The sequence below is a fragment of the Flectobacillus major DSM 103 genome (assembly GCF_000427405.1).
Taxonomy (GTDB): Bacteria; Bacteroidota; Bacteroidia; order Cytophagales; family Spirosomataceae; genus Flectobacillus; species Flectobacillus major.
The window spans coordinates 4,742,608-4,767,397 of sequence record NZ_KE386491.1; the positions used below are offsets into that span (position 1 = coordinate 4,742,608).

The following is a 24,790-nucleotide window of genomic DNA, read 5'->3' on the forward strand; positions in this document are numbered from 1 at the left end:
TATAATGAGTTTTAGTTTACTTTAGAGTAAAATGCCATAGCTTTTTAGAAAAAGGCTCAAATCACTATGGCATTTTAGCGAGGCTACTAATTATTATGAAGAAATTCGTTGCCTAAATACGTTTGCCTAAAATGCTTATATACTTCATCACATTTGGCTCTTTTGCTCTCGGCATCTGGCATAGATGGGAATATCTTAATCCAACCATCGTAAAACTCATTTAGTGCTTTATCCAAGGCAGGTTTATTGATGGATACCCGTGACAAAAGTTTTTCATTCGTTTTTTGTAGATGTACAACACTTAGTTCTAATTGTGCGATATGGGTTTGTTGTGCTTGTACCTTGATTTTTAGCTCGTCTATTTCTTGATACAACTGCTCTATCAGCATTGTAATGCGTTCAATCTCAAGTCGAATGATTCTTTTGCCATCTATCTTTTCCAACTCTTTGGTGTAAAAATAGGTCGAAGCCGATAGCAGTAAACTCGGTACAAATCCCAGCATCAAGACCCCATAAAATGTTACATCTTTCCACCATAAATAATTGGGGTCGCCAAAGCCCATTTGTTGCTTGAGACTTTCGTTAGTAGTTTCTATTTTGTAGGCAATAATAGCATCGAAGATGAATACAGCTATAATTACCACCGTCGTAAACACTATCCTCTTTTTGCCTGTATATCGTTTCATCAGGTTTTCTACGATTGTGGCAAATAGGAGAAAAACGATTGGAATAAGCCAGTGAAAATTCAATGTTGCAAAAGCATCAGCAGAGAAAACCGACTGAAAAAGTGTGTTGATAACCTTCTCACGAGTTTGCTGCGTAAAGGCTTCTGAAACACTTCTAAAAAATGCCATATAGCTGGAGCTTACATAAAACCCGAAAAGATAGATAGATGCCAAAATCATGACTACACGCAGGCGATAAAGCTCAAAACGATTTACCTCATCTGGCTTTTGTCCTTCGTGCAATGCTTTTTCGTACTGATGTCTTTTTTCTTTGTTTTGTTCAATACGCTCTTTGCGGCTTGGTATCTTTACCTCTTCAATGCTTTGAATTTCCTTTTGAGCCGTAATTTTGTCTTTGTCATGCTGCAAAATCGCGTTGTCGTTGTTGTTGATTTCCTGCTGAATACTGGCATTTGACGAATCATCTTTGAGTATATGTTCATTTCTCAATACAATTAAATTTGTTTCTAAGCCAGTTGCATGACCTCCATGTTCAACAGATTGGCTAAAGCCTAATTCGTTATAATTTCTTGAGTTTTCCATTGTGTTGTTGGGTTTACCCTTATCACGAATGTTCTCTTTCAAGCAACATTCGTGATAAGGAAATGTTACATATTAGTTCCTGTAAAAAATGATGAATTTCAAGCGGTAAGTATAACTGGAGGAGTAGCTATCATAATTCTTTACTTGTACCTTCAATTGTCGGGTCGAGTACGGCGTATATTTGAGCAGTTCGTAGTTGTTACTGGAAGTGCTTTTTGATAGCAAGTAGTTGTCTCCATCATACAGATAGAGGTCTATGTCATTCACGCCATCTTCTTCGGCAAAAGCAACAATCATATAATTTACCTGCGAATAGAAGGTCTTCCAGCGAAAGGTAGAGGAGCCTTCCTTTACGTCTGCATACAGTGTTTCAGAAACGGCATACCCTCCTTGAGCCATAATAGCTACGAGTTCTCGTTCCATATTAGTGTTTTGGGCTAAAGATGCTTTAGCACTCAAGAGCATGGCAAAAAAAGCCAGCGTAAGCATGGTGATATTTTTCATTTCCTGATAGGGGGTTTATAGTGTCAAAAGCCTGATAGTAAGCTTTCTATTTGTCTATATTAAATACCCTTAGCTTCGTGAGTTTTGGTGAAAAAATCTTTATCTTCAGTAATAAAATTTATATTAATAGCAACACGCCATGAAAAACACTTTTCTTAGCCTTATCCTCCTTTTACTCACATTTTGTACAACGATTGATACAGCCAGAGCTCAAAAAATAACGCCCGTAGCTAAAGCAACAGAACCCATAGTCACAAAAAACACCTCAAACGAAGAGCTTACACTTGCTTTAGTCGTTGGGGTTAGTAAGTACCGAACCATACAGCCGAATCTCCAATTTGCCCATCAAGACGCTATTGACTTTGCCAATTTTCTGGTTTCTAAAGTAGGGGGGCGTGTTCCTGAAGAGAATATTGTCTTACTCAAAGACACTATGGCTACGTCTTCACAGATATATAGACATTTGGAGGATTTGAAAGAGAGAGCTTTAAAAACAAAAGCTGGTAAAAAGGTTAGAATTGTACTCTTCTTTTCTATGCACGGAGGAGCTTTTATAGACCCAGTAGGAAAGGCAGAAAAAGGCTATTTGTTGACTTATGATACCGATAGGGGTTTTCCTACACAATCGAGTATTCAGTTTGAAAGACTTCATCAATACACCCAAAGGTTATTGAAACGAGAAAATACGAAAGTGGAGGTATATATTGATGCTTGTAGAGCAGGCTTAGATATAACTCAGAAAAAAGAAGAGGCTTGGGCTTCCGAGTTGTCGTTGAAAAATTGGGATAATGTGCTAAAAATAGTGTCTTGTAGCCCTCGTGAATACTCTTATGAAAGTAAGCAATGGAACAATGGGGCTTTTACTTACTACTTACTAAGAGGCTTAAGAGGGCTGGCAGATGATGAAGGCAATAAAGATGAGAAGGTAAGTTTATATGAATTAACGTATTTCTTAGCCAAGCACTTAGAAGGTGATTTGGGGGCAGATAACCCCCAAATGCCAGAAAAACAAGGCTATGGACGTTTGACCTTAGCAAAGGTTGATTCTGTTACCTTAGCAAGTATTAAATCCAATATTGAAATAGTAAATATTGGAGTTTTTACGAATAAGTCTTTTGTTGAAAAGAGTATCAATAACATGGACAAAGAAATCCAGCGTATCTACAAACGTTTTACTAAAAACCTATACATAGGTTCTATGGATTTAGCTGTTAAAAATTATGAATTATTAGCTAAAAAAATTACAGAGGAAAAATATTTGCCTATTAGAGGTTCTATTAAACGAGAGTTAATAGCTGAGTTGATGGATGATAGTTATCGTATTCTATCATCTTATTTAGTTTGCGATGATAGAAGCACAGCATTAAAAAAAATAAATATTAAAGATTTGCTTAAAAATTTAAATTATACTTTAGACTTAATTGGGAAACATGATTTTAGATATAAGAGTATAGTTTCTGAAATAAAATTCTTTGAAAGCTTACGAGAAATTTACAATAACAATTTAGGTAATGCAGAACAGATATTGACTACCATTTTGACACAAGATACTACTGCCATATACGTGTACAATGATTTAGCCGTGTTACTTGAAATTAAAGGCTATTATGACAAAGCTTTAAATATCCTTGACAAAGGATTAAAGATTTACCCAAATTGGGCTAATCTTTGGAGTAGTAAAGGGATAGTTTTACATGAATCAACCCGATTGGAAGAGTCAATAATAGCTTTTAATCGTGCAATAGCTCTAAATAGAAATATTGCAGAATCGTATTACAATAAAAGTGTTGTGTTAGTAAAGTTAGAACAATATAAAGAAGCAATAAGAGTGTTGGATACTGCAATTTATTTAAAAAAAGACTATGCACTTGCTTACTGCAACAAAGGATTTGCACTGTCTAAATTAGGAGAGTACTCAAAAGCTGTGTGCTATTTTGACACTGCATTAATATATAAACAAGATTTAATTGAAGCATATAATAATAAAGGGGATTGTTTAGTGAGGTTAGGGCGTAATGACGAAGCAATAATAGCTTCCGACTCTGCTATTCTCATAAATAATAGATTTATATCAAATTATAACAAAGAGTCTTATGTTGGAGGAAACTTAAATCGGTATATTAATTCTAAATTCGACTCTGCTAATGTGAAGATTAATAATGGTGAACTTATAATGTCATATAATACTAAGGGGGTAGCACTCATTAACTTAGGTCGGTTTAGGGAGTCAATTACTGCGTTTGATTCAGTTATAGCATTAAAAAAAGACTTTGCGGGTGCATACTATGCAAAAGGATTTGCTTTATATAATTTAAGGTTTTATTCCGATGCAATTAAAGAATTTGATTTGGCAATAGCTCATAAAAGAAACGATGTATATGTGCATGGTTATAAAGCAAATGCACACTACCTTTTAGAACACTATGCTGAAGCAATTGCTACATGTGATGTAGCGATTGCATTAAAAAAAGATTATGCTGATGGATATATTGTGAAAGGTTATTGCTTTTCTAAATTAAACCAAGATACAGAGGCAATTATCGCTTATGATTCAGCGATTGCAATTTATGAGAAGCGGTTATTCTCATTTGCATTTAATGAATTTATATCAGATATTCATAATAGCCGAGGATTCTCTCTATGTAGATTAGGACGATACGCAGAAGCAATAAATGCTTTTGAAAAATCAATCACATTAAATCCTCAGCAACAAAATCCCTACTATAACCTATCATGCCTGTATTCCCTACAAAACCAAAGTAAAGAAGCCTTGTCTTATCTTGAGCAAGCCTTGCAAAAAGGCTATAACGATTTTGCCCATATCAAAGAAGATACAGATTTAGATAATATTCGGGCTTTGCCAGAGTTTAGTGCGTTGCTCAAAAAATATCAAAAATAGGTCAAGAAAACTCACACAGCCTCTGCATTTTTAGATAGTCTATTAGAAACTCTTTGAGAGTAAATCAATCGTAGATTATTAAAAATGTCAATCAAATGAAAAAGTGGGCTTTAGGTTTATCGTTGTTAGTATTGGCTTGGGCATTCAGTCAGTGGAGTAGTAAAAAGCTACATCCCAAGCCAGATATTTTTGGGCTATTAACACATCAAAAATGGCTTTTAGCAGATACAAATGCCATAAATGAGAAAGCCGAAACCATAGGTTCCAGCTATGTATATGTTTTTTTGCCAGAAGGAAAATTCAAGGTAAATGGCTATCGAAAAAAGAAAGAAACCGCCACGATATGTTCTGGTTATTGGTCTTTAGAGGAAAACAATCTTTTTCTGTTTTTTATGGAAGGCGATGTTCTTCAATATACCGTCAGCTCTATTACGCATCAGGAGCTAATAACCGAAATAAAAGGCTGTGTCAATAAAAGTAGTACCAATACCTGCCGTCAGCTTTTCCTTGCTTTGGCATCCTTAAAATAGCTAATGCTTTTTGTTGATTAAGTTGCTGTATGTCAGTTATCTGTTAATTGATTTTGAGGAAAATGTATTTTAGGCAAGGACAATTACTAACTCAAAACTCACAGCTCATAGCTCAAAACTATATCGCTTTTCCCCGAAACTAACCCCCAAATTGTAATACAATGGTCAATATAGAAAATATTAAAATCTCAGAAATGTTACTCTATGCCAATAATGGGCATTACTATGGAGACATGATTAGCCCTAATCTATTGCCCCAAGAAAAAGCAACACTCATCATAACAGCTCTAAAAAGGATAAAATATATCCAAAATGCCTTAGAGTCGATTGATTATTATTTGAATCGTTGGGACGAAGTTGATTTGAGCGATACCCAAACGCAAAAAGCCTTTTTTTTTCTTTTGCAAGATGTTAAGGCATCGCCATTAGAAAAAGAGAAAATTAAAAATTATTTACAAGATTATTTCAATAATAATCTGGGGAAAAAAGATGCCGACTTATCAACAGAAGAAAGTGAAAAAAAGGAGGAGGATAAAAGTAGAGTTACAACTTTTGTCCGTAATATTTTTGCAAATTTTTATAAGGAGCAAGTAGTATTTGACTTAAAGAACTCTATAAATGATTTTATTACTGGTATAAAGAATGATTTTGGTGTAAATTCAAAGCTCAAGCAAGCTATTGAAAAACATTTTTATAAAGAAATAGCAGAAAATAGAATTAAAAAGCAAGACCTATACAAGAGCTTTTTGACTAAAAAAAATAATTTTCAGACTTTCCTTAATGATTCTATTGTTCAACAGCTACTACAATTATCTAAAACGGAACCATTAGTGAAATTATATAACCAAGCTGCTATTGGCAAAATCAATCTTTTGGAGATGAATTACTATTCATTACCTGAATTTTCACAGTTCATACAACTTCTTTTAACAGTAAAGAATCAATACGAAAAGGTACAAATTCCTGATTTACAGCGAAGAATTCAAGCTACTGTAAAAAGAGCAGGACAAAAAAAACATGAGGATGAACAAGAAGAAATCGTTTCTGAAATCCGTGATGATATCCGAGAAATGTTCTGGAATGGTTCTTTTGATAATCAAAATTTTGGAGGCTATATCAATACCATTGCAACAAGGAAAATGAATGAATTGCATAAAAATAGCTACCGTTTTGATAGTTTTAAAGAAGTAGAGACTATCGAAGAAAGCGAAAGTGGCGATATTTCTGCTAAATATCAAGATAAGAGTATTGAGGCTTTTACCTTAATTGATTTGAATGAGTTTAAAAATTATGATGAAGAAGAAACAAAAAAACTTATTCTCAAGCAAATAGCTCCATTGATAAAGCCTTATGAAGAAAAACGAAAGGAAATTAAAGGGATTAATACAGCTTTATGTTTTTTAGAGGAGTTAGGAGATTACAATATTATTGCAAAGAAATTGCATGGTAAAAATGATGATAAAACCAAAGAAAAAACCAGACAATCCAAAAAAGATGGAAAAACTATTTTAATAATAGATAATCCCAAATTTGAAAGGTTTTTTGAAGTAATAGAAAAGTATTCAATCAATAAAAAAAATGACAATGGAACTAAATTCTGAAAATTTATATAGATATCAAAACGGGTTTATGACAATTCAAGAAACCCTTGATTTTGAAGAATTACTTGAAAATAATCCCGATTTTCAAGCAAGGATAGAGCAAGTTGAAGACCCTGTTTTCAAGCACTTAGCCGACAATCGAGCGTTTATTGATGAATTGCTTGAAGCAAAAGCAAAGCCTATTCCTTGGTATCGTCGTAAGGCATTTGCTTTCGCTGCATCTGTTATTGTACTTGTTGGTGTTACATTATTGGTCTATAATATTTACGATTTAAGTAATCCAAATAGTGTAAGTATCAAAACGCCTGATAATACAACGTGGGAAAAATTATATCAACTTGCTGGAGAAAATAATGAAACCAAAGGTTTTGCTGGCCCAAGTACAGAAGAGAAAATAGATACCTTATGCGATTGTGGGAATGATTTGAGATTGAAATTTGCAAAGGATAAACAAGCATTCCTTCATTATTTAGATGAATGGAAACCTACTGGACTTTACCAAAAGCAATGTAAAACTTACTGGTTAGGGTGGATATATCTTTACGATAACCAATACTCAAAGGCTCAAGGTTATTTTGAAGAAATATATAATGATAAAAATATTGCAGGATTAACCAGACAAAGAGCTACGATTGGATACATGAAAACGCTCATTTATCAGAAGAAGACCACTACTTTAGCCCAAGTGGCTGCTTCAGTACTAAAAGAACGTATAGACTGGAAAGATACTCATGACTTTGCTGCTAAAGTAATGGAAGCAATGCGTTAAAATCCTGAACAACAGCACTTTTTTTGTGCTGTTGTTTCATAAATTCTTTTCTTTTGAGTAGCTTAGGGCTAAACTCTAATCTACTCATTATGCTACTTAAATCAGCCATTGTATGTTGTTTTATTAGTCTGTTGTTGGTATCGCAGACTTTTGCCCAAAAATCTCCTAAATATGCTTTTATTGTTCAGAATACTAAGTTTGATAATGACTCATGGTATAAGACTGGTGACTTGGGTTCTATTAGTGAGAGTGGACAAACTATCAGCAATCTTTTGACAACACAAGGCTTTACGAATATTGTTGTTAGGAAAAATTTAACATCAGATGAATTTAGAAACGCTTTTAATAAGTTTATCAGTAGTTTACCCCCAGGAGCAACCTGTGTAGTCTATCTTTGTTCACATGGTAATAAAGTTCATGATAATTCAGGGGATGAGAAAATAGCTGACCCGAATCAAAATGATACTGATGACGAAGTGTTTGTTTGTAAAGATACTCCATACGATTCAAAATCAATTAATACAAGACAGCAAACAGACGACAAAGGACTGTTTGACTATAGCCCCAATGCCATTATTGATGATGAAATAGGGCGTTTTAACGAAAAGATTTTAGAAAAAATAGGGAAAGATGGGCATTACCTATTGTTAGCTGATTTTTGTTATTCTGATAGGTCAGAAAAAGGGGAGAACAAGTCTGCGAATATTGTCCTAAAGGATGCTTCTTACTTCGTTGAAGCCAATAGCCTTCTTTTCATTAAAAAATCTCTGAACACTGCACCATTTATTGTGATGGCAGCATCAAATCAATTAATGCAGGTAAATACTTCCCCTAATCGCATAAGCTATTTTGTTGCAGCAATACAATATGCCTTTGAAGCAATCTATCCATCAGATACGCCAAGCTATCTATCATTCTATCTCAAATTTCGGGACTATTTAAAATCAATCAAGAAAGGAAGTCCAAGTATTCAGCTAAAACCTGATACAAAAGTAGCTCAATTGCCCATGTTTAAAGGAGAAAGTACCTTTAAAGGATTTATGGTACTGCTCAAGAGTAATGGCTCACAGCCTACTGGAATTAAACCTCCAAAGACAATTAAAAAAGCGGTGGGAGATGAATTTCAAGAGGTAAGCTTTACATTAGCAAACCCATTTTTATTTGAAAAAGGCTATACTGTTAACTTGTTTGAAAATAGCATAAAAAAAGCAGAAGGATTAGTTACAGACATTGAAGAAGATGCCATCGTAATCAAATTCCCACAAGGTATCCAAGCCGAAAAAATCACGTCTATTCACATCAGCGAACGTACTAAAGAAGCTATAAAAAAATTCCAAGCTATTCAATCAAGAGAAGAGCTTGGAGCAGTACTAAAACTGTTCCATAATTCGTCTTTAGCTGTTGAAGTGAAAGATTGTATCAATCAGTATGAACTTTTAGCAGACCATACAATACGTTTAAATAATAATAATAATTGTCTGCCCAGTGCTGCCTTTAAAACCCTTAGTTTAAAAGATAATATCAGTATTTCTGTAAAAATTCCCGATGGCTATTTTTATGATATTTTTGATGTAACAGCTACCAATGGTGTAAGAAGTTGTTACCTTATGCAAGACCCCAATACAGATGATACAGTTCCTTTATTTCGCACTCAACAACCTGACAATAATATATTTCGTTCCAAGATAACTCCACCGCTGGGTGCTTCTGCTTTATGGGTAGTCATGAGTGATGTTGCCTTTGATGGTCACTACCTTAAAGAGTATCTCTTTGATAGTGACCCCAAGCAAAACACCCCATTACAAGAATATCAAAAATATCAACTTTGGGAAATAATTAAACATATTCGCTATTTCCATGAGATAAAATATACCGTAGTGGAAAAATAAGGCATTTTATTTTTGATATTTTTTGAGCAAAGTACTAAACTCTGGTAAAGCCCGAATATTATCTAAATCTGTATCTTCTTTGATATAGGCAAAATCGTTATAGCCTTTTTGTAAAGCTTGCTCAAGATAAGATAAAGCTTCTTTGGGCTGGTTTTGTAGGGAGTGTAGGCGAGATAGGTTGTAGTAGGCGTTAGTAATATTAGGATTTAGGGCTATTACTTTTTTATAACAAGCGATAGCATTTGTATTTTGGTGAATTATTGAACAACGAGATCCTTTATTATAGAAAGCCTCTATGTAATCGTTTTTATAATAAATTGCTTTGTCGTAAGCATCAATAGCGTCTTGGTGTTTCCCCATTTGACCTAATGTACAGCCTTTATTATAATAGATAAGAGCATTTTCTGGATTTAATGAAATAGCTACATTGTAAAACTCAATGGCTTTATCGTAGTTCTTCAAATCCGCTAATACATTAGCTTTATTAATATAAGCATCTATATTATACCTATCAAATTCTATTCCTTTACTGTAATACTCTGATGCCTTATTATAATTACCTAACTCATACATAAGTAATCCCTTATTTACATTAAAAACTGAGTTCATGGGTTCTATCTCAAGTGCCCTATCATAATAAATTAAAGCTTTTGAATACTTTTTTTGATTTTTCAGAATATTCCCCGCTGTAGAATAGGCATCAGCAAAATCATCTTTCAACATAATTACCTTATTTAATGATTTTAATGCCTCTTCTTCTTCACCTAATTTTTTCAAAAGTAAACCTTTGTTATAATACGAATAAGGATATTCAGGTTTTATTGTAATAACAGTATCATAGCATACTAATGCTTTGTCATTCTGAGAGAATAGTTCAAATAATATAGCCTTACCCATGTAAGCTTCCACAAAATCCTTTTTTATAAAAATAGCCTTATTATACAACTCCATTGCGTGATTGTATTTCTGTAATGTGGTAAAGACCTCAGCTTTGTTATAGTATGCAAGATATTCGTCGGGCATCTGCTCGATAGCAATATTATAACATTTAATAGCATCCTCATAAGAGCCTAATTTCTCTAAACAGACACCTTTATTTGTATATAATTGCGGAATTGTGTTATCTATAGAAATAGCTAAGTCATAATAATCTAAGGCTTCCCTAAATCTACCTAGTTCTTTTAAAATTCGAGCTTTATTATAAAAAAGAGTAAAGGTTCTCTCTTTTAAAGAGATTGCTTTATCAACATACTCAATAGCTTCCATATTCTTTCCTAAATTTGAAAGAGCTACAGCCTTATTATTCAATAAAAAAATCCATTCTGGAGACAATTTTAATGCTCTGTCAAAAATGTTAAGTGCTTCTTTATATTTTTGCTGCTTATTATATATAAACCCTAATTCATTATAACTATATATAGCTCGGTTGTTGTGAAGAATAGATTCTTGCATTTTAGCTGTTGCAAATAGTAAATCGTTTCGGTAAATTCTACTTAAAAGTCCTTCAAAATAGTTGATTTCTGCTAATAAATTATTATACCGATAATCACGGACTCCAAATAAAACTAAACTGTAATTTAGACTTTGAATAATTTGCTCAATTTTTTCCTTACTTATGGGTTTATTATCATTCGCTAAATATTTTGATAAATGTTCATAACTATCATCAACCAACCCTGCAATTAGTTCCAGTTTGATAAGATTTTTTGCTGTTTGGTCAGTGGTTGTCTTAGCTAATAACTCATAGTCTTGGATGGCTTTATCCATAAAACCTAAGTCCAAATTATTCACAAAACGAGTATAAGCAGTTTGGCATTCTTGGCTCAGTTGCTTTATAAAATGTTCACCAAAGCTTTTTGGATAAACCTTTCCTTCCCTTACCACAATGGGTTCATTCTTGATAAGTTCATTCAAGGTTACACTATCTACCACTGCCAGTACAGTGTTGTCTTGTCCCTCTTTTTCAGGTGTCTGTACATTCATTAACAGGTCTTTAGCAATCCAATCTGTTATATAATGTTTTATTTCACGAACCATCACAATACCATCAGGTTTATCATTTCTGTATTCTTGACCATCCGCTAATCCCATTAAGCCTCTTAAAAGATAATAGGTAAATATTCCATTTTCCCATTTCTTCCCTTCATAAGCACTCTGATTGTCGAGACAAGCAACTATTTTTGTGATATTATTATACCTCCATTTCCTGTATAATTCTTCTTTCAAGATTGAGCTTTGAGTACGACTTATCAATGCTCCACTTCTGCAAGCATCTATATATAAATTAACCGATACTTTTTTCTTTAAAAAAGCAACATCCTCTGCATAATCCTTCAAAAAAGGCAATGCCAAAAATCTATCTTTATAGCCTGGGCTTGTATCGTGCAAACATAAAATACCATGCGTAGCAGTGTCTTGTTTATAGACGATTTTATCCTCGTAGCCATGTGAGGAAAAAAAGAGTATAACCTTAATTTGATATTTGCTTGTGTCAATTTTATTAGATAAAGCACTTGCCTTCAACCATTCTAATTGGGTCGTAACCCTTCCAAAAGTTGCGTCTTCATTTGTCAGTATTACAATATTACTATCAGGCACACTGCCTCCAGCCTTTAATCGTAAATAGGCTTTAAAATCACGAGCATCTTTATCTGCATATTTCAATCCCTCAATCTCTCTGTATTTGCTCACACCAACAATAAAGGCTAAGGTATATACCTGTTTAGGCTTAGGGGCTGGGATAATAACAGGATCTACCAAAGGAGACTTTGCCTTAACCTGAGCCTCTGTTTTCCAACCCATCAAAAAATTAAAAAAGATAAGACCTACTAACGAAAGAAGTGATTGAGTTTTCATGGTGTGATTTATGGCCAAAAGATTTGTAAATAAAAATAAGAATTTTTCAATAGAAACTCACAGAGCTTCTATAAAAAGCTATTTAAAGTTGAAGCCTCCAGAAGGGGTTTGTAATTCATAAACTTTAATAAAAACTTTTATTACCATGAAAAAATTAGCAGTAACCTTAATCATCTTTATCTCTGCTTTAATCGCAGGACAAGTCCATGCTCAAGCCTTTCAGCAGGGCGATAAATTATTAAATCTGGGTCTAGGACTCAATTCTTATTATAGCGGAGGTGTTCCCTTTGGTGCTTCCTTTGAAGTAGGTATTGATGATGACCTTAGTGTTGGTGCGAATGTAGATTATCTCTCAACATCAAATTATGGTTATCGATTTACTGCCCTATATTTTGGAGGAAGAGGTTCATATCACTTCAACAGGATATTGAACATCAAAGATGAAAAGTTCGACCTATACGCAGGAGCAGGCTTAGGATACAGAAGTTTTAGTTGGGCAGACTCTTATGCAGGAATATCAATAGATGCCTATGGGAGTGGCATATACTTGGGAGCACATTTAGGGGCTAAATACTATTTTTCGGACACAACAGGGGCATTCGCTGAATTGGGGGCTGTTGGTTCAACCAATGCAAGAATTGGGGTAGGGTTTAAATTAAAGTAGTTTGGATTTATTGCTCACTGCTATGCGGTGAGCAATCTTGTTTATTTTGTCAACTCATTCAAAATAATTACCATCAATACACCATGTTGATATACCCCTTATTATTGCAGAATGTAACAATTTGAGAATAATTTATTTTCATTAATACTCACAGAGAAGCTATAATTCCTGATATATAAATAGTACAAAATATAAACATCAGATGCTATGACACATAATTTTTATTACCTCAAAAATCCAGGGATAGAGTTCCTTCAGATTTATAAAACCGAATACGAAGCTTTGTCGAAGACAGAAGTTTCAATTGATTATTTACAAAAAGCAGATACATATTGCTTCTTTTCTGGCCCTAAAATGGTTGGGGGACTTGTACTCGCTTCTGCATCAAATGGTAACTCATTCCGATACTTTAGTATTTTCGAAGGGAACGAAGATGGAGTTGGTACTCTAAGAGCCTTAAAAAGAAAGTTCGGTGTTAATGAAAAAGAGGCAGTCGAAATCTCTTGTATTTGGATGAAGCGAAAAATAATCCCTAAATATAGAATATTCTTTTATCGCATTATGCTATCTGAAACACTTAAACTCGTAAAAGAAAAAGGGTACAGATATATTTTTGGAGGCTCTGTAGAATTACACATTCAACAATTTCAGGAGCAATTCTTTTCGAAGGTATTTTATCTTGGTATGAAACCTCCACAGGTTAAAGGAACCCTTAGTAAATCTGGAGGAATAGCTGTCATGATTTATTTTTTAGATGCTGGCTCATTACGTTTTCAAGCATTACGTTTGCTTTATAATCTAATATGGAGTAATATCTACAGTAAACTCAAATCAATATTAAAGATAAGGTGGAACTCAGTTTTCAAGAAAACAAAAGTAACATTAGGGTAAAATTATTCATAACATGAGGTAAATCCAGATGCTATTTACTTCATGTTATTTTAAAAGACCTTGTTTGCTCATAAATTTAGCCACATCCAATGCTGTATATAAAGGTAAATCCTCTCCAAAAAGTTGTTTTGCTTTTTCAAGAATATTTTTATTATAACTATTAATAGTGTTGATTTTAAGTCCTTGACTTTCTGCCAAATCTTTGGAAGACCTCGCTCCATTAACGTACTCTTTTAAAATTAATAATTCACGAGGCGAAAACGGATTATCTGCTGGTTTTAGTTGATTGAAATTCCTATTAAATTCTCGTAAAATTAAATTAGAGTATTCTTCAGGTAGGTCTTTTATCCTTGGATTTAAGGGTTCAAAATCATAAGTTTTAATTACAGTAAATTCTGCTACATAAGCGGTAATTTTCCCACATTTAGTTATTTGCCATGGAGATATAGTTCGCTTCACAAGAAAATGCACATCCTCTTCATGTTTAAATTTCATAGGTATTTGAACAATAAAGGATGGCTTCAAAAAAGCCATAAGATGAGATTTGGCTTTAAGAAAGGTCTGTTCTCCTAAAAGCTGTAATAAAGAGGTGATTCCTTTAGATGGAATCATTTGGAAATATGTTTTGAGTGAGAAGGTTTTAGAATCGAAACCAAACTCTTCCAAACCTCCGTGGTCAATAATCTTGAAATTAAGTAAGTCAATGATAATAAAAAATTGTTCTTGCCTTATTCCCTTTTTTAAACGGTGTATCTCTGTCTGTTGAGTTTCTTGTGAAACGATAAACTCATAGTCTGATTTTTTATTGTAGTGTTCATCAGCAAAGGCCTTTACGCTCAAATATACAGCATTTGTATCCATTTTAATTAAGGTAATACTAAAGATTAATTTTTAATATAATAATACTATTTTTTTTAAAAAATAGCCCTAGGATAGGGTAAAATTTTATATTAAATCATCTATTATTTTGTAACCGTAGATAATACTTGATTTGTAAGGGATGGAGGTATACGGAAAGATAATATAAGTCTTTATTGTCAAGTTAAAGATTTGATTAGAGACAGCTTACATATTATATTTTCTATCGTAGCGGTAGAATAATTTCTACACAATAACATAGCTATCAAGAAGGTGGATTCCCATGCTTGAATCAAATCATTAACACAGAAGTTGTGTAGTTAGTATAAATTTAACAGATATGAAAACTGAAATAAAAACTAAAAAATGGCATAATAGTATTTTTTTTATTTATGCCATTTGTGTCATTTTATTCCCAGTAGGGATATACAAAATATGGAGAATCTCCCATTTGAACGCAATAATTAAAATAGTTATTACTTTTCTTTCACCTTTTGCCAACTTATTATTCGTTATTTTTTTTTGCATCGGTTATTTTAAAAAATCGCAATACACAAAAAGATGATGTAACCTTTACCACAATGATGGATGCTTCTGCCAGACACGCTAAAAGACTTCTTTCCATCGCTGTTGCAGATTCTAAAATGGAAGAGGGAAAATTTATCTAAGCTGCAAAAAACTATAGTGAATTATTAAAAGATATTAATACAACTGATCTCTTAGTAAAGCGAGCAGAATGTTACGTTAAACTCAAAAAGTTTACAGAAGCCAGAAAAGATTATGACTTAGCAATTACTACAGACTCAACCGATTCAAATATATATTTTAGTAGAGCATCAAATCTATATCTTGATAAAAATGATAATACTATTTTGGCAGAACCAGATTCATGCTTAAATGATTTTTCAAAGGCAATTCATTTTGATTCTAATAATTATAAGTATTATATATATCGTGGTGAATTATATAAGAATATGAATAAAAATGAATTGGCAATAAAAGATTATACTAATGCAATAAAAGCTAATCCGATAAGTCTTACCTATTTAAAAAGAGATGAATTATATTACAAACTTGAAAAATTCAAGCAAGCAAAAAAAGATTTTGATCAAGCTAAAAAGCTAGATCCAGAATATTTTAAGAAATTTTATCATCACTAATCTTAATAAGATGGATAAAATGACACTAATTATGGCAAATACTTTATGTAAATCATTTACTTCTAAGGTAGAGTAGTATCAGACTTAAAAAATTACGAAAATTTCCTATGAAAGTTATGCGCTTTTTACTTTTAATCTTTTGTCTGTTTTTCTTTAATCTGCCTTACAAGTCAAACGCACAGGATAATTCCCCCCTTTGTACTAAAGGAGTTACATACGGAGAATTAATTAGTTTTTTTCAGATTCCTACGTCTGATAAATTGGTCAACACTATCCAACAGAAATGCTTTGAAGAGTTTGATGAAGGGCATTTGTCAGGATTCAAGATATATGAAAGGAAATATTCTAAAGTAGATTATAATACTACAACAGATTATAATGAACACTTAATTACAAAGTATGGCAAAGCCTTTGAGTATAGGTGTTCAGAGTTTGAGCTATGTACAAAGCTTCTAAAACAAATAAATGACAATGCTATTTATTTTTGTCAATCTTTGATCGATACAAATGTATATATTTATCTACTCAAAGATAGAATACATGCAATTGAAATGAGAGATATTCCTGATGCAAATATAGGATATGCTTATGGATTCAAGTATAGAAATATCACTACTTTGGACTGGAAGAGATATAAAGACTCAAAGTTGATAGACGACTTTCCAAAATCAGCGATGGAAAGATTGAGGTTAGAATACAGGTATGAAAGAATTGACTCATTCAATAATCCAACCACAATTTACCTTAATATCGGAGATAAAGTTTATATGGAAGCTGGTGGTGAAATAACCCTTGGTACCTTTGCTGGTAATGGAGAACCTCCAGGTATTGATGGTTATACTAGTTATAACAGGATAGAGGGCTTCAAGCATGGTAGTTTATTGTTTAGGGTTGGTAATAAAAATTGGGATTCAGTAAATTATGAAAAAATATTTACTGTAAGAGAGAATGGTAATTTACAGTTTATTGTAAACGATAGTGACCCATCAAATAATAGTGGATATTACTGGATAAATATTAAAATCATTCGTTCAAAATAGTGCCTATAAATGAATTCTAAAGCTTTATACAATTCTGTTTTTATGCAGGTTTATCCAAAAATGAAAGCATCTTTATAACCGGTTAAATTCATCAGACAAAATATTCTATTATTTGATATAATAATTTAGTGGATAACATTAAATCAATTTTACATGCTTCAAGTTTGGCTTTATGTCCTATTCTAATAGTTGGAAATTACTTTTTATGAAATATTAGAAGCTATTCTGAATCATGCCTACAGCCTAATGTGTAATACTTCATTCTTAGATTAATTGATTGCTATTGCTAAAGTCTGAATACTGATTCGTAAGTGGTTAAACGAATGATTAAAGATCTAAATTATAGTATTTTACCTTTTGAATTGAATACGTATAACATTATAATAATATTGATCACAATAATTAATTTTACTAAAAATGGAATACAGGAAATATAGCCTTAGCTTTTCTAAATGCTTTGTATGTTTATTTCTATTACTAAATTGTGTTGACACAAGAGCACAACTCCCCAAATTATTAAAAGATGCTTCAGAAACCTTTAAAAATGGGGCAGAGGCTATAAAAAGTTTGGGAGGGCTCATTGATGCAACAAAACGTACTAGCGCTGAATTTAACAAATCCGTTAAAGTTGTAAAAGATAACTCGTTTCAATCTTCAGTTTCTGAAAGTCAACAGACAAAACCTAAATTTAAAAAAGGAGTCTTCACAAATTTTAAATGGGAGCCGGTTGCATATTTTGAAAATCAACTTTTTCCATCCGTTATTATTAGTATGGCAACATATAAAGGAGAGGTAGACGATCCAATGATGAATTCTATTAAAAGTAGTTCATTAGGTTTTAGATTCAATAGTGATAAATCCTTTATTCCGGTTAGATGGGAAATAGAAAGTGTTGATAAACAGTACTTCGATAAGGTGAGTGGTGATTTTATGTTTCAACAAGCACGGCAAGAAATATATTTTATGCCTTCTGTTCCATGGAATGTCTCCACCCTCGCTAAACAATTGAGCAGCACACCAATCAATGTAGTTTTTAGGATATTTGATAGTGATGGCAATAAAGAAGAAAAATCTGTCCCTCTTTTTATGAGAAGTATAAATGACTGTTTATTTAGCTATAAAGATAAAAAACTTGACTTCCTTTTTACCTCGTATATACAAGAGCAACATCCAGAGGTAGACAAAATCCTAAAAGAAGCATTGAATACTAAAATGATTACTTCAGTGTCTGGCTATCAAGGAGATGAGTTAAATACGCTTCACCAAGTTGCCGCAGTATGGAAAGTCCTTCATGATAGAGGGTTTCAATATAGCAGTACTACAGAAACATCAACAAATAGCACAATTGATTTTCAAAGTCAACAGGTTAGAACCTTCGATAATGCTTTAAAAACACAACAGGCAAACTGTGTGGATGGTACTGTTGTTTTCGCTTCAATTTTGAGAGCAATGGGGATTTCTACTTTAATGGTATTGACTCATGATCATTGCTTTTTAGGTTTTTATACTAGCAACAGGAAAGATAGAAAACGCCTATATTTAGAAACAACCATGCTTTCGTCATCAGATATAATAGACAAAGCTAAAACCCCTTCTGAGAAAAAGAATGCTTATTTTAACCAGTTTTTGTACGCACTTAATTACGCAACAAAGAAAGAGTATCCAGAATATAAAGCCGCAAATGATTTGATTGAAGTAGACGTAAACTACTACAGAAATTTTGTAAGGCCTTTACCTTTTTAGCAGGTTGGATGCTGTAACAATTAAGTGGTGAAGTTATTTGATTTTCTGATTATTTATTTTGAAATCTATATACTATTTAATCGTATTAAATGAAGAAGGGTGACATTGTTATTGATCTTCTAGCGAAAACGAGATGAAGCTATTTTCTCTCATTTCTAATTAAAGAGAGTATTATGTCTATATAATAATGCACGTATATGGATATGGGTTAACTATTTTAAGTTTTTAGATAATCTCTTTCCTAATTTAATGCTATCGAGTCAAAACTAGTGATCATTCTAAATGAAAGATTAATTACAACGCTTGTCAGGGTGACATTGAAAATGCTTTAAAAGAATGTGACAAAGAAGCATCGCCAAGTTACATAACAGAATAATTGTGTTTTATTTTATAAGAATTGTATACCTTCAAAGCAAAATATATTTCATATGAGAAATAAACTTTTTTTAGGTTTTTCATCCTTTGGTATTCTAATATTATCTTTAATTGTACTGTGTTGGCCTACAAGTAAAGAGTCCCAATTTGAATTGTACGCTTTGGAGGGTTTAGTTGGTCTCGCTTTATTGATTCTTTCCATTGTTTTATTTCTATCATTTTTAATATCTATTCTTCTAGATAGGAAGAATAAAAATAAAGACTAAACTCATAATTATGATATAGCGTCAATTGTATTTTCGAAACAATCGACTATAGCTGTTTAATAAAGTCCTTGAGATTTGTGACTGGATAACAGGTGACTAAACACCAACTTCTTATATAGGAAAATTTGTACCATCAATTAATTAAGAATCATGGCAAATACCAAATTGAATAACTATTCCGCTCAAAATGGAGGAACAATTCCCATTCAAAATAGTGAAGGAGGAAATATGAAAAGTGGTGGCACAATTATCGCTGGTCACGAGGATGATCATAAATCGGAAAATCCAGAAGGTGTCAATACATTAGTAGGTTTCCTTGTATCTTACTCTAAGACAGAACTTGGGGAGTACTGGGTACTAAGAGAAGGTAATAACTTTCTTGGAAAAGAAAACGATTGTAACATAAAACTTAACGAAGGTACTGTCTCAAGTAAACATGCTACACTCAATATTACTCGAAATGAGGACGAAAATAAATTTGATGTGGTGCTTATTGACACAGCTTCAGCCAATGGTACATTTTTGAATGGCAAGAAAATATTAGCCTATAATGGTATTATCGCTAAAAATAATGATAAGTTAAGAATAGGCAATTATGAATTGAAGCTTATGATAGTTGATAAATACGCCGAAAATCTAAAGAAGAGCGATATTTTTAGAGGAATTGTTGATTATGATTATTCTTCAAGAGAGTTCAATTCAGACGGGACAAAACCTATGAATTACTAAGCCCTTTCACTAAAAATCTCTTGTATATGTCGTATATCAAACTCAAAGGCGATAATAATACCTATATATTCAACCCCAAAGATGTCAATAGCTTTTTAGGCGCTGGGGGTATGGGACGTGTTTTCAGTGGAAAAAAAGTAAACACGAATAACGAGAATGAAGAGGTAAATGTAGCTATTAAGGTGTTGTTCAGAGACCTTACCGAAAATGTTAATAATGTAGAGAGGGTAAAGCGAGCTTCAGAAATTAAAATAAAACATGATAATTTAATTGAAATGCTTGATTTTGTTGAACAAGACGGCATTTATCACGATGTGAGCGTTTTTGTTCCAGGTGAAAATTTAAGCGATAAAATAGCTTCTAATAAAATCCAAAACAAAGTATTTTCCTACGATGAAGCCAAACCAATTATAAATGGGGTATTGAATGGTTTAGAGGTTTTACATCAAAATGGAATAATCCACCGAGATATTGATCCTTCTAATATTCGTATATGTAGTGATGGTAGTGTAAAACTGATGGATTATGGAGTCGTTAGAATAACAGGGGGAAAAACAAAATCTTTAACAGGAGTAGGTACGTTGATTGGTAAACCGAATTATTCACCTCCCGAACAAATCAAAGGTGAGAATGATAAAATAAAAGAAACTACCGATTTATATGCTTTAGGTATCACTATTTACGAAATGCTTACAGGGAATCCACCCTTTGAAAAGGGAAATGAATTTGATACAATGCAAGCCCAAGTAAGTAGCCCATTACCTAAAAATAGTATTTTGAGTGACGCAATCTATGATTTTTTAGATAAAGCGACTGCAAAAGAACCAATAAATCGTTTCCAAAGTGTAGCAGAGTTTCGTAACGCTTTAAACAATCCCCAAGCAATAGATTGGTGGAGGAAAAAGCAGGTTCAAATTATGGGACTTTGTGGTATTGTTGTAACCTTGGGAGTGATTGGTTTCTATCTAAATCATAATCACAAAATCACTCATCATCAGGAAAACTACCAAAAAGCAAGTGATTTTTTAGAAATTGCCCATTACGATAGTGCAACAGTTTATTTTGATAAAGCTCTCGAATACATTGATGCTGACTCTACTAAACAAAAATCTGCAATGCTACATGAATTAGTTCCTGCTATGTCTGCGTTTTACAATGCAAAATATAAAGAAGCATTCTCAAAACTACAAAAAGCAAGTGATTTAGGCTCTGGGGATGCTGATTACTATTTAGGAGAATTAACGTATAATGGCTTAGGGACTGTAAAAGACTATAACAAAGGCTGGGAATATACCAATAAAGCTATTAAAAAAGGTTTTAAAATGGCGTATTGGAGAATTGCAAATGCCTATCAAACAGGTAAAGGTGTATTAAAGGACCCAGAAAAAGCTGACAGATATTATTTGGAGGCAATTGAAGCCATGAAAAAATTAGCAGAATCAGGAGATCCAGAAGCCTTAGGAAACCTAGGCGCAATGTATTCTAGTGGGGATGGTGTTTCTAAAAATAATAAAATAGCATTTGAGTATTACCTGAAATCCGCGAACAAAGAATATGCCTTCATCCAATCAAATCTAGCACAAATGTATTTTTATGGTAATGGGACAGACATTAATTTTGAAGAAGCTGCAAAATGGTATAAAAAGTCGGCAGAAAAGGGGCATCCAACGGCACAATTAGCATTAGGAAACATGTATTTAGAAGGTATTGGAATGCCCCAAGATATAATCAAAGGGTTAGAATTAATAAACAGTGCCGCCAAACAAAATTATTCTAGTGCTTTATCAAGATTAGGCTATTTATACTACATGGGGAAATATGTGGCCACCGACTATGAACGCTCGTTTCAATATACAAAGAAAGCAGTTGACTATGACAATGATAACATAACAGCCATCGAAAACTTAGCTTTCGATTATAAAGAAGGGACTGGCGTTGAGAAAGATTATGCTGAGGCAAAAAAATACTATTTAAAAGCCATTAAGCAAGATAGTTCTACAGCTGGAAAAAATTACCTTAGAATAGCACTTTTATATCTTAAAGGTGGATATAAATTGAAAAGCAGCGAATCTGAGTTTATAATATTTTGTGAGTTATCCGAACAACATGGGAATGTCGATGCCACTAAACTTTTAGGGATATACTATAACGAAAATGGTGTAAAATACTATAATAGTAGCAGTTACATTATGGCGAGAGATTATTTCGAAAAAGCAATTGCAAAAGGGAATGTCCAAGCAAAGAATAACCTTAGAATTATGAACTTAAACGAACGCTAATATGCCTGAAATATATTTAAAAGGCCGAAACGCTTCTTACAATTTCAACCCATTTCCTCCCAATAGTCCTATTGGACAAGGTGGGATGGGTAAGGTTTATGCAGGTAAACATTCAGATGGCACACCCGTAGCTATCAAAGTTCTTTTTGCTGAGTTGGCTACCGAAAGTCAGTTTGTTGAACGATTTGTAAAAGAAGCTCTAATTCAAACAAATCTCAACCATCCTAATATTATTAAAAGTTATGATTTTGTTGTTGCTAATGGTAAATACCACATCATCAGTCGGTTAATTAATGGGAGTTCGATAGAACAATACCTGAAAAGTAATCAAGAAATAGAAACCAAAATTAAACTATTTGGCGAGGTGCTTGATGCACTAGATTTTTTACATTCACAAAATCCTAAAATTATACATCGTGATATAAAACCAGCAAACATCATGGTAGAGAACGGTAAAGCCATCGTAATGGATTTAGGGGTAGCCAAAGTTACAGGAGGCAAGCGTCAAACCAAAGTGGGTCTACTTATGGGTACTCCTCAATACTCTCCTCCAGAACAAATAAGGGGGGAAAGCCACAACATCAATCCTACTACTGATATTTACGCTACGGGTATTACTTTCTACGAGCTTTTGGCGGGTCATCCACCTTTTGACGGAACAAACGAGTATTCGATTATGGAAATGCAGGTAAAGAACACTATTCCTCTACATCGTTCGATACCCCTCAACATATACAATGTTCTTAGAAAAGCAACCGCAAAACAGCAAAACCAACGTTACCAAAGTGCTTTGGAGTTTAAGAATGCCCTATTAAAGGCTATTGATCAAGAAGAAGATTGGTGGGGTAAATTAAAATCTATTTTGGTTAAAAATATTACTCAATGATACAAAATAATCAATTCAAAACGGTTTCTAAATCGGCCATAGGTGGCAGAAGGGAAAACCAAGATAGTGAGGGAAGCCTAATGACAAAATTAGGATTCTTATGTGTCGTATGCGATGGTATGGGAGGAGCAGCAGGAGGAAAAACAGCTTCGGCAATGGCTGTAAATATTATATTACAGGAAGTTGCCAATACCACAATATTACATCCAGGACAAGCTTTGTTGACAGCAATCAACAAAGCTAATCATGAAATATTTAGTCGTGGTCGCCAACAGACCGAACTACGTGGTATGGGAACAACTGTGACCGCACTAATTCTAAATAATGATAAAGCAACTATCGCCCACGCAGGCGATAGTCGTATATATTTATTGCGTGATGGAGAGAAAGTGTTTAGGACAAATGACCACTCGAAAGTATTTGAACTGGTAAAACGAGGAATTTTGACAGAAGAACAAGCGAGGCTATCAGAAGAATCAAATGTAATACAAAGGGCGTTAGGAATAGCTCCTGATATTGAAGTTGAGATAAACGATAATATCCCTTTCTTAAAAAACGACCTATTCATGCTTTGTACGGATGGTGTTTGTGGAGCAGTATCCGAAGAAAACCTCTTACAAATGCTTACAAAAGACAAAGATATTAGAGCCTTAGCAGAAAAAATAATTACACAAATTGATACACTTGGCAATAGACAAGGCGGTGGACATGACAACCTAACTGTTTCTTTTGTTCAACCATTAGTCAACTCAAAATTAGAAGTTAAAATTGATATGAAAACCAAACTTATTATATACGCACTCAGTACAGTCCTCGCCTTGTTTGCAGGTTTAGCAGGTTATCTGTTTTTCTCCAGAAACCCCCAAACAGATACTTCAAAGTTTGAAACTGAGATAGCCACATTAAAAACAGATACAACTCAATTAAGAGCAGTCTTACGAAAATTTATACAAGAACTGGATTCATTGAAATCGAAAAAAAATAACAGCTCTCACGCGTCCATCACATCCACAGAGTCGATTTCTAGGGCAGGGAATTCATTGCCTCCTTCCAATCCCACGATTCAGAAAGATCTTCCTTCTACGGATAAAAAGAAGAAAGATGTTAGACAAACTGTGCCAAATAATGAAAATGCTGACGGTCGAGATACAAAATTAGATAACAATATTGCTCCTAAAGACTCCAGTGAGCGGCAAAAAAAAAAGGATTTGTCTTCTACACAGTAAGATCTCTTGATACAGGAAGATCTATTTTGAGGCATTTTAATATTAGGGACTCAGATGAGAATTTACGAGAATTGGTAGTCTTAAACAAAAAAATTGATTGGGAAAACCTTAAAATAGGTAAGAAGTACAAAATACAACTTCCCAAAAAAAAATAAAGGCTATTAAACAGCTAGTTGAATACGCCGATAGAGTATTTGTATACACCGTGCAAAGATAAAGTTTGGGATTAAACAGCGATAAAGTGAGACTATAAGATATACTATTTAAAACAGATAGTTCTATTTAATGAACTTTGAAAAATCATCCTACTCGATACATCACACTTAAGCTAGTTTCATTCAAATGTAACTATTGAAA

Annotated in this window: 18 protein-coding genes and 1 pseudogene; 15 read left to right on the forward strand and 4 right to left on the reverse strand. The window is 33.2% G+C overall.

From position 1 onward, the window contains the following. Window positions 1-86 precede the first annotated feature (86 nt). Both FLEMA_RS0154470 and FLEMA_RS0154475 read right to left on the reverse strand, forming a co-directional pair. Entirely contained in the window at window positions 87-1,268 is a 1,182-nt protein-coding gene (locus tag FLEMA_RS0154470) for a hypothetical protein (RefSeq protein WP_144080159.1), read from the reverse strand. Window positions 1,269-1,340: 72 nt separating this feature from the next. Beyond that, window positions 1,341-1,772 (reverse strand): hypothetical protein, encoded by a 432-nt coding sequence (locus FLEMA_RS0154475; protein ID WP_044173617.1) that lies wholly within the window; start codon window positions 1,770-1,772, stop codon window positions 1,341-1,343. 139 nt (window positions 1,773-1,911) lie between these two features. Between FLEMA_RS0154475 and FLEMA_RS74210 the strand changes: the two genes are divergently transcribed. The 5 genes from FLEMA_RS74210 (at window position 1,912) to FLEMA_RS74230 (ending at window position 9,460) form a co-directional block, all read left to right on the forward strand. Continuing rightward, on the forward strand, window positions 1,912-4,671 hold the full coding sequence (locus tag FLEMA_RS74210) for a tetratricopeptide repeat protein (RefSeq protein ID WP_044173620.1): 2,760 nt from the start codon (window positions 1,912-1,914) through the stop codon (window positions 4,669-4,671). Between the two features lie 95 nt (window positions 4,672-4,766). Continuing rightward, entirely contained in the window at window positions 4,767-5,201 is a 435-nt protein-coding gene (locus FLEMA_RS74215; RefSeq protein ID WP_044173623.1) for a hypothetical protein, read from the forward strand. Between the two features lie 161 nt (window positions 5,202-5,362). Next, window positions 5,363-6,802, forward strand: coding sequence for a hypothetical protein (locus tag FLEMA_RS74220; RefSeq protein WP_044173625.1), 1,440 nt, complete (start codon window positions 5,363-5,365; stop codon window positions 6,800-6,802). Further along, on the forward strand, window positions 6,786-7,571 hold the full coding sequence (locus FLEMA_RS74225) for a hypothetical protein (protein WP_144080160.1): 786 nt from the start codon (window positions 6,786-6,788) through the stop codon (window positions 7,569-7,571). Before FLEMA_RS74220 ends, FLEMA_RS74225 begins: the two co-directional genes overlap by 17 nt. Before the next feature lie 89 nt (window positions 7,572-7,660). Next, the gene (locus FLEMA_RS74230) at window positions 7,661-9,460 is read left to right on the forward strand and encodes a caspase family protein (protein WP_044173629.1); all 1,800 of its coding nucleotides are present in this window, start codon (window positions 7,661-7,663) and stop codon (window positions 9,458-9,460) included. Window positions 9,461-9,466: 6 nt separating this feature from the next. Here the strand turns inward: FLEMA_RS74230 and FLEMA_RS0154655 are convergent, their stop codons facing one another. Then, entirely contained in the window at window positions 9,467-12,316 is a 2,850-nt protein-coding gene (locus FLEMA_RS0154655) for a tetratricopeptide repeat protein (protein WP_044173631.1), read from the reverse strand. A gap of 145 nt (window positions 12,317-12,461) precedes the next feature. Between FLEMA_RS0154655 and FLEMA_RS74235 the strand changes: the two genes are divergently transcribed. After that, a complete protein-coding gene (locus FLEMA_RS74235) occupies window positions 12,462-12,980 on the forward strand; it encodes a hypothetical protein (protein WP_044173634.1) in 519 nt (172 codons plus the stop codon). Between the two features lie 207 nt (window positions 12,981-13,187). After that, window positions 13,188-13,871: a hypothetical protein gene (locus tag FLEMA_RS74240; RefSeq protein ID WP_044173636.1), complete on the forward strand. Its 684-nt coding sequence runs from the start codon at window positions 13,188-13,190 to the stop codon at window positions 13,869-13,871. Between the two features lie 45 nt (window positions 13,872-13,916). Here FLEMA_RS74240 and FLEMA_RS0154695 read toward each other — a convergent pair whose 3' ends face one another. Beyond that, window positions 13,917-14,732 carry a LuxR C-terminal-related transcriptional regulator gene (locus FLEMA_RS0154695; RefSeq protein ID WP_026997261.1) on the reverse strand — a complete coding sequence of 272 codons (816 nt, stop codon included), beginning with the start codon at window positions 14,730-14,732 and terminating at the stop codon, window positions 13,917-13,919. Window positions 14,733-15,430: 698 nt separating this feature from the next. Here FLEMA_RS0154695 and FLEMA_RS77400 point away from each other — a divergent pair. The 8 genes and pseudogenes from FLEMA_RS77400 to FLEMA_RS74275 all read left to right on the forward strand — a co-directional run. After that, window positions 15,431-15,523, forward strand: a pseudogene (locus FLEMA_RS77400) (hypothetical protein); the annotation flags it as partial. Between the two features lie 75 nt (window positions 15,524-15,598). After that, window positions 15,599-15,889, forward strand: coding sequence for a hypothetical protein (locus FLEMA_RS74245; protein WP_510186136.1), 291 nt, complete (start codon window positions 15,599-15,601; stop codon window positions 15,887-15,889). 107 nt (window positions 15,890-15,996) lie between these two features. Then, window positions 15,997-16,929, forward strand: a complete 933-nt coding sequence (locus FLEMA_RS74250) for a hypothetical protein (RefSeq protein WP_044173638.1) — start codon at window positions 15,997-15,999, stop codon at window positions 16,927-16,929. A gap of 417 nt (window positions 16,930-17,346) precedes the next feature. Continuing rightward, the gene (locus FLEMA_RS74255) at window positions 17,347-18,672 is read left to right on the forward strand and encodes a hypothetical protein (RefSeq protein ID WP_044173639.1); all 1,326 of its coding nucleotides are present in this window, start codon (window positions 17,347-17,349) and stop codon (window positions 18,670-18,672) included. 791 nt (window positions 18,673-19,463) lie between these two features. Then, on the forward strand, window positions 19,464-20,042 hold the full coding sequence (locus tag FLEMA_RS74260; protein WP_044173642.1) for an FHA domain-containing protein: 579 nt from the start codon (window positions 19,464-19,466) through the stop codon (window positions 20,040-20,042). 26 nt (window positions 20,043-20,068) lie between these two features. Then, window positions 20,069-22,321, forward strand: coding sequence for a serine/threonine-protein kinase (locus FLEMA_RS74265; protein ID WP_044173644.1), 2,253 nt, complete (start codon window positions 20,069-20,071; stop codon window positions 22,319-22,321). A gap of 1 nt (window position 22,322) precedes the next feature. Continuing rightward, a complete protein-coding gene (locus FLEMA_RS74270; RefSeq protein ID WP_044173647.1) occupies window positions 22,323-23,207 on the forward strand; it encodes a serine/threonine-protein kinase in 885 nt (294 codons plus the stop codon). Next, window positions 23,204-24,433 (forward strand): PP2C family protein-serine/threonine phosphatase, encoded by a 1,230-nt coding sequence (locus FLEMA_RS74275; RefSeq protein ID WP_052354269.1) that lies wholly within the window; start codon window positions 23,204-23,206, stop codon window positions 24,431-24,433. Before FLEMA_RS74270 ends, FLEMA_RS74275 begins: the two co-directional genes overlap by 4 nt. Window positions 24,434-24,790 lie beyond the last annotated feature (357 nt).